We start from the raw sequence: 6833 nt of genomic DNA on the forward strand, positions 1-6833 counted from the left end.
AATAGCTACATCCTGCGCGGCATGAGGGGAGCGCTGAGCACTGGACGCACATCCGCGCACCGAGGAACGGATGATCCGGCTCGTGGCCGTCATGGCAGGGATCGCCGGTGTCCTCTTCATCCTTGTCGCAGCCAGCGCGATCCAGGAACAGGCTGCTGTGGCCTCCGCCGATTGGTCGGTCCTCGCCGCAGTCGTGCTCGCCGGCGGTGCGCTCCTTCCAGTAGTGGCAGGTGCTCTGGCGCCGTTGCGCGCGGTCCGCATGGCCGGTGCGGCCTACGCGCTGCTCTATGCCCTCGTCGTCCTGTCCGGATTTGTCGCCTATCCGCGAGGAGGCCTCGATTGGGGGGACTGGCCCTGGACAAGCGCTGTCTGCGGCGCCGTGGCATCAGTGGTCGCCGCGGTCTGCTCCCGCCGGCTCGCGTGGCTCCACCTGGGGGCAATGATGTGCCTGGTCGTGGGGCAGATGAGCTGGGCAACCGGGAGGCTCTGGGCCAGGTTGCTCAGCGAGGAGGTATCCGGTTCCCTGGCGCTTGTCGTCATCCTCGTCGTCGCGGTGTCCGCGCTGCGCAGCGGGGCGGCACTCGTGGACCGGGAGACGGCAGCCATCTGGGCGGAATCCGCGCGCGTGGCGGCGGCGCGGGCGAGCAGCGAGGAACGGGCGCGCGTGGACGCGCTCGTCCATGACACGGTGCTCTCGGCGCTCGCCCTCGCTGGCCAAGGGCATGCGGAGGAAGAAGCCGTCAAAGCGGCCGACCATGGGCTGCGCGCGATCCATGGACTCCGGCTTCGCGAGGAGGACCTCGCGAGCGCCATCGCGCCCGGCGTCGCGGCGGAGTTGATCGTGCCGAGCCATGCCGTGGCATCCGGCTTCGCCAATGACGTCGTCGCGACCGGCGACCTGCCGATTCCCGCGCTGGTTGTCCACGCGGTGCAGGCGGCGGTCGGCGAGGCGGTGGTGAACTCTCTGCGCCACGCCGGGACCGGGCCCGTGGCCCGTCGCATCAGCGGGCACGTGGCTCCAGGACGGATCACGGTCAGCATCGTCGACGATGGAGCTGGATTCGATCCGCGGACGGTGCCACCGCGACGGATCGGCATCGCGCTCTCGATCAAGGAACGGATGCGGACCCTGCCGGGCGGGATCGCGGAGGTCCAGTCGGCGCCCGGGCAGGGGACGACCGTGCGGATAGGTTGGAAGGCCCTGTGACGCGCGGAGCGGTTACCGCTGCGGCGATCGCGGGGTTCGGTACCCGGGCAGCGGTCGGTGTGGTGGTGGCGTGGGTGATGGTCGGGACCACGGGCGCTGTGATCGCCAACCCGACGCGGCTCGGGGTGGCCGGCGCGCTTGTCATCGGGTCGGCCACGCTGGCGATGGCACTCCTTGCGGTCAGCGGGCGCAGCGAGCCGATGCGGGCCCGAACGGCGTGGCTGGTGGTGATGCTTGCGCTGGTCGTGGCCATCGCTGAGTCCTGGGTGATCACCATGCAGGCCAGCCAGCCGCGATGGGCGTGGGTGGTCATCGCGGCGATGATGGCGGTGCTCGCGTGCCGGGGCCGGCTCGCCGAGGCAGTAGTGGGACACGTGGTGGCCTCCGTGGCGCATGCCGTGATGCCCATCGCCGCCGGGCACGGCTGGCAGGGCAGCATCGTGCAGAAGCTGATCTGGACCTCATGCCTGTTCGGCATCGGGCTTGGCTGCGCGCTGACACTGCGGTCCCAGAGCCGCAGGGCGACGAGGCTCCGTGAGGCCGGGCAAGCACTTGCGGTGGAGCAGGCGGCGCTGGCAGCCCGCGAGCGCGAGTCCGCCGCCCTGGTCATGGAGCTCGAGCGGAGCGCCGTTCCCGGCCTGGAGCGCATTGCTGGAGGAGTCTCGCTCAATGCGCGCGAGCGGTCGGAACTGCTGCTCGTCGAGGCGCGCCTGCGGGATAGGGTCCGCGCCCGCATCCTCGCGACCGATGCTGTGCTGGAGGCGGCCACTCGCGCCCGGCGCAGGGGCGTCGAGGTAGTGCTGCTCGATGATGGTGGGCTCGCGGGCGCGAGCGGCAACGAGGTGGAGGCGGTGCGCGCGCTGGTCGCTCGAGTGCTCGAAGCACAGCGGGACGGTACCGTTACCGTACGGGTAGTGCCGCCGGGCCGGGGGCATGCCTGCTCCATCGTGACGAGCTCCCCGGCTGGGACGCGCCGCGTCACGGTGAGCCGGGGGGAACCCATCCAGATCGACCAGCAGGCGGAGGACCCTGCATGCCACTAGCGGGATTGATGGCACGGGAGGACACGGCGTCAGACCGGATGACGCGCGTCCTCGGGTTCGCCCTGGGCATCGCGGGGGCCGCGTTCCTCGGCATCGAGCTGCCCGGCATGCTCGAGCAGATGGCGAGCAACCCCTGGTGGTGGATGCTGCCGGCGATCATTGCCATCCCGGGGATGTACGCCGCGATGGTGATCGCCTCGGTGTGGGGCAGCGCGCGGGCGGTCCGCATGATCTGCGGCACCTATCCCATCCTGTACATCCCGGTCGTCGCGGCGCTGCCCCTGGCGTTCGAGCAGCATCAGCTCCCACCGATCACGATGCCCTGGCCGTTGCTCATCGGCTCCGGGACGATTATCACGGCGTCCTTCGTCCTGCCGCTGCGCGGGCTCGTTCCCATCGCCATCGCCTATGCGGCCTTGCATGCGATCGGAACGTCCTGGGCCCAGTACGACGTGCCCGCGGGCTGGGCGATTCGCGAGGGCATCTCGATCGCCATGATCGGTGTGATCTTCGCGGCGATGATCCGCAGCGTGCAAGCGAACGCGGCCACCATCGACTCCGAATCCGCGGCGTTGCGCGCCGAGGCGACGGATAGGGTCCGCGAGACGGCGATAAACCAGGAGCGGGACCGGCTCGATGCGCTCGTCCACGACACGATCGTGTCCACCTTCGTCGCCGCGTGCAGCCGGGCGCCGTTGCCCAAGGTGCGGGATTCCGCGCGAGGAAGCCTCGAGACGCTAGACACCCTCGCCCGCAGCGACGAGGAAAGCGCGACCGTCAGCGCCCGGGAGGCGGTAGCGCGGCTGCGCCAGACCGTAGGTGATGTCCGCGAGGATTTTGGGTTCCACGCGGCCATCGACGACGAGGGTGCCTCCTATTCCCTCGAGGTGGTGCGCATGCTCCAGGAGGTGATCGCCGAGGCAGCCCGCAACAGCATCCGCCACGCCGGCGAGCACGCGAGGCGAGGGTTGCTGGTGCACTGCGGGCCTGGCTTCGTGAGCGCGATGCTCGCCGACAACGGGATAGGCTTCGACCCCGCGCGCATCCCGCCGCGCAGGCTCGGGATCCACACCGCGATGCGTGGGCGCGTCGCGATCATCGAGGGCGCCCGGCTCCAGATCGACAGCGCGCCGGGCGAGGGCACCACCATTACCGTCACCTGGAGCAGCGAGGATGACTGAGCGGAATCGACCTCGCACGGATACGCCAACGCTGCTCGGCCTGCGCAGCGGCACCGCCCTCGCCATAGCAGCGGCGTGGACCATTGCCGAGTGCGCCCGAGCATTCACCACCGGCACGTGGGACCGCGGCCCTGCCTGGTGGATCCTCTCGGTGGTGCTGATCCTCGCCGCGACGTGGTTGCTGCTCCGCGCGCCCGGAGACCCGCTGCCGGCCCGGGAGACGGCAACCATCGCGGCACTGCCTGGGATCGCCGCGCTAGCCAATGCCGCGATGATCGGCGCCCCGGACGATGTCGCGCTCTACGCGTCGTGGACCTGGCCGACCGGCACGATCATTCTTTCCTTCCTCGTGCTGCGTGGCCGGGCTCTCGCTGCGTGGGCGGGCGAGGCTCTGCTCGCCGCGACGATCCTCGGCTGGTGGTTCATCGCGGGACCGGTACCGTCGGACATCGCTGATCCGTGGCAGGAGCTCTCGTGGAACCTCAGCATGATCGGCACCTGCACGGTGCTTGGCATCACGATGCGCAGGCAGGTCGGCGTTATCAATGAGCTGCGTGATACCTCGGCATCGGTTATCGCGGACCGGCATGGAGGGGCAGCCCGGGCCACCGAGCGTGATCGGCAGCTCGTGTTCCTCAACGCGACAGCTCGGCCCTTGCTCGAGAGGATCGTGCAGGCCGAGGAGCTCACCGATGCCGAGATCACCCAGATCGCCCTCGTGGAGGCCCAGCTGCGGGACCGCATCCGCGCCAGGTCGCTCGCCACCGAGCAGATCCTTGCCGCCGCGCGCGATGCCCGCTCCCGCGGCGCGACCGTGGTCCTGCTCGATGATGGTGGCCTCGATGGCCTGCCGCAGGTCCAGCGCTCCAGAGCCGTGCATGCCATCAGCACGGCATTGCGTGGCGCGCTGGACCAGGCCGGTACGGGCACGACGGTGACCGCTCGTGTGCTGCCACCCGGCCGCGACGCCATCGCGACGGTCCTGAGCATGGCGGACAACGGTGTTACCCGGTTCGAGATCACTCCGGAATCGCTGTCGAGGGTGCGCTGAATCGCCGCAGGCATGGCTTCCGTGCCACAATAGGCGGTCGTGAAGACTTTCGACGCGCTGTTCGCGGAGTTGCAGGATCGTGCCGCCGCCCGGCCCGAGGGATCGGGCACTGTCAAGGCGCTCGACGCAGGCGTGCACGCCCAGGGCAAGAAGGTCCTCGAGGAGGCTGGCGAGGTATGGATCGCGGCCGAGTACCAGTCCGACGATGAGCTGTCCGAGGAGATCTCGCAGCTGCTCTATTGGGTGCAGGTGCTGATGGTCGGGCGCGGGCTCTCCCTCGAGGACGTCTACCGGCATCTCTGAGCGTCGCCTCCGCCACCCACCACGACCGCGAGACCACGAAGGAACGAGTCCCATGCTGCGCGTTGCTGTCCCGAACAAGGGCGCACTGTCCGAGGCCGCTGCCGAGATCCTCGCCGAGGCTGGCTACCGCAGCCGCTCGGACAGCAAGGACCTCACCGTGCTCGACCAGCTCAACCAGGTCGAGTTCTTCTTCCTGCGGCCCAAGGACATCGCGATCTACGTCGGATCCGGAGAGCTTGACCTAGGCATCACCGGCCGCGATCTCGCCGCTGACTCCGGAGCACCCGTCCGGGAGCGACTCGCGCTCGGCTTCGGAAAGTCCACCTTCCGCTACGCCGCCCCGCAGGGACGCGAATGGACGGTCGAGGAGCTCGAGGGACTGCGCATCGCCACGTCCTACCCGAACCTGGTGCGTGCCGACTTGTCGCGTCGCGGCATCAACGCCACCGTGATCCGGCTCGACGGGGCGGTGGAGATCTCCATCCAGCTCGGCGTCGCCGACGCCATCGCGGATGTCGTGGGATCCGGGCGGACGCTGCGGCAGCACAACCTCGTCGCTTTCGGAGACTCCCTCTGCGCCTCCGAGGGAGTGCTGCTCGAGCGCGAGAGCGATGTGCCCTCCACGCCAGCTCGCGATCAGCTCGTCGCCCGCATCCAGGGCGTGGTGTTCGCGCAGCAGTACATGATGCTTGACTATGACTGCCCGAAGGAGCTTCTCGAGCAGGCCACCGCGATCACTCCGGGCATCGAGTCGCCCACCGTCGCGCCGCTCGCCGACCCCGGCTGGGTGGCGGTGCGGGCCATGGTCTCGCGCCGCTCCGTGAACAATGTGATGGATGACCTCGCGGCCCTGGGGACCAAGGCGATCCTCGCCTCGGACATCCGGTCCTGCCGCCTGTAGTCCGGCCCCGGGCCACTGGGAGCGCGACAGGCTCGTCGGCGTGGCTCGGGAGCGTGGTCTCCTAGGTGACGCGCTGGGCGAACCCGTCGATGAGGAGCGCGACCTTGTTGTCGAGCGCGCCGCGTCCATGCCAGAGCGCCTCGTCGGCAAGGGCGTCGGAGAGCACGCCGGGGCGTACCCAGTCCTGCCGCGCGAGGTCGCGAGCGGTGCCGCCACCCTCGACGGGCGCGTCGAGCCGCTGCATGGCGGTGAAAGTCGTGAGAGTGAGGTCGCCGATCAGCTCGATCGCCAGTATCGCGTCCTGGGCAGTGAAGCCCTGCCGCACGAGCCCTCCGACGAACTTCTCGGCCAGGATGGTCAGCTCCTCGGGCGAGCGGGTCGCGGTCAGCATGGTCTCGGTGAGGCCGGGGTAGCGTGCCAGCATGGCCCAGGTTGTCTCGGCGAGCTTCGGCAGCATGGTGCGCCAGGGCTCCTCGGGGTCCGGCCAGGGCATCGAGGTGACCGCCTGCGCTATGCAGGCCTGCAGCAGAGCGTTGCGGTCGGCGCAGTAGCGGTAGAGCGCCGAGTGAGAGACCCCGAGACGGCGGGCAACGGCGGGCATTGTGGCATCGAGCAGGCCTTCCGCGAGCGCGGCGGCCACGATATCGTGCTCGTGAAGCACTCTCGGCCGGCCGGACTTCTTCCTGCTCGATTCATCTGCCATGGGGAACAACCCTAGTGCGGCCGTGGTGGGCGATGTAGTGATCGCGCCACTGCCGGCACGAAATGTTACCTGGCCGCTAGGTTGCTCAGCGCGCGGCGCGTCGCCGTGACCTGCTGGATCGCTAGCGGCGCCGCACCAGCAAGGTCTGCGCCGACCTCCCCAGCGCGCCGCTCGCATCATGCAGCGTTGCCGCGCACATGCCGATGCCATCCGGGCCGACGGAGGACTCCGCGGAGACACCGACCCATTCGCCCGCGGGCTGCCGGTACAGGTGCACGGTCAGATCGGTGTTGAGGTAGGTCCACTTGCGGATGTCGAGCTTCGCGCCGAGCCCGTTCGCCGAGTCGACCACGGCGAAGAGCCTCTGGGGCATTCCCCCCGGAGTGTGGACATCCTGAACACTGGGCCATGAAGGGCCCAGAAGGAGTGATGTCACGATGGTGA

The 6833-nt window shown here is 69.4% G+C and carries 7 protein-coding genes and 1 pseudogene; 6 read left to right on the top strand and 2 right to left on the bottom strand.

What is annotated here, in order from left to right:
• Positions 1-70 precede the first annotated feature (70 nt).
• From QC765_RS03950 to hisG, 6 genes are read left to right on the top strand one after another with little or no spacing between them, the layout of a single operon-like run.
• Positions 71-1207 (top strand): sensor histidine kinase, encoded by a 1137-nt coding sequence (locus tag QC765_RS03950; RefSeq protein WP_278313099.1) that lies wholly within the window; start codon positions 71-73, stop codon positions 1205-1207.
• The gene (locus QC765_RS03955; RefSeq protein ID WP_278313100.1) at positions 1204-2250 is read left to right on the top strand and encodes a hypothetical protein; all 1047 of its coding nucleotides are present in this window, start codon (positions 1204-1206) and stop codon (positions 2248-2250) included. The genes QC765_RS03950 and QC765_RS03955 overlap by 4 nt, the downstream gene beginning before the upstream one ends.
• Positions 2241-3431, top strand: coding sequence for a sensor histidine kinase (locus QC765_RS03960; RefSeq protein ID WP_278313101.1), 1191 nt, complete (start codon positions 2241-2243; stop codon positions 3429-3431). The genes QC765_RS03955 and QC765_RS03960 overlap by 10 nt, the downstream gene beginning before the upstream one ends.
• Complete coding sequence (locus QC765_RS03965) at positions 3424-4482, top strand: DUF8320 family protein (RefSeq protein WP_278313102.1); 1059 nt, start codon at positions 3424-3426, stop codon at positions 4480-4482. The genes QC765_RS03960 and QC765_RS03965 overlap by 8 nt, the downstream gene beginning before the upstream one ends.
• 39 nt (positions 4483-4521) lie before the next feature.
• The gene (locus QC765_RS03970; RefSeq protein WP_278313103.1) at positions 4522-4785 is read left to right on the top strand and encodes a phosphoribosyl-ATP diphosphatase; all 264 of its coding nucleotides are present in this window, start codon (positions 4522-4524) and stop codon (positions 4783-4785) included.
• A 52-nt stretch (positions 4786-4837) separates the two neighbouring features.
• On the top strand, positions 4838-5686 hold the full coding sequence (hisG, locus tag QC765_RS03975; protein WP_278313104.1) for an ATP phosphoribosyltransferase: 849 nt from the start codon (positions 4838-4840) through the stop codon (positions 5684-5686).
• Between the two features lie 61 nt (positions 5687-5747).
• On the opposite strand, the gene QC765_RS03980 is transcribed toward hisG, so the two are convergent.
• Together QC765_RS03980 and QC765_RS03985 are read right to left on the bottom strand one after the other, a co-directional pair.
• Positions 5748-6389 carry a TetR/AcrR family transcriptional regulator gene (locus tag QC765_RS03980; protein ID WP_278313105.1) on the bottom strand — a complete coding sequence of 214 codons (642 nt, stop codon included), beginning with the start codon at positions 6387-6389 and terminating at the stop codon, positions 5748-5750.
• Between the two features lie 121 nt (positions 6390-6510).
• Positions 6511-6833: pseudogene (locus tag QC765_RS03985) on the bottom strand (thioesterase family protein); the annotation flags it as partial.

It is taken from the genome of Hoyosella levis (assembly GCF_026008515.1).
GTDB classification, from domain to species: domain Bacteria; phylum Actinomycetota; class Actinomycetes; order Mycobacteriales; family Mycobacteriaceae; genus Lolliginicoccus; species Lolliginicoccus levis.

What these genes read in the sequence shown, in the direction of transcription:
- QC765_RS03950 (WP_278313099.1), top strand. Translation starts at nt 71, where the DNA reads ATGATCCGGCTCGTGGCCGTCATGGCAGGGATCGCCGGTGTCCTCTTC.
- QC765_RS03960 (WP_278313101.1), top strand. Translation starts at nt 2,241, where the DNA reads ATGCCACTAGCGGGATTGATGGCACGGGAGGACACGGCGTCAGACCGG.
- QC765_RS03965 (WP_278313102.1), top strand. Translation starts at nt 3,424, where the DNA reads ATGACTGAGCGGAATCGACCTCGCACGGATACGCCAACGCTGCTCGGC.
- hisG (WP_278313104.1), top strand. Translation starts at nt 4,838, where the DNA reads ATGCTGCGCGTTGCTGTCCCGAACAAGGGCGCACTGTCCGAGGCCGCT.
- QC765_RS03980 (WP_278313105.1), bottom strand. Translation starts at nt 6,389, where the DNA reads ATGGCAGATGAATCGAGCAGGAAGAAGTCCGGCCGGCCGAGAGTGCTT.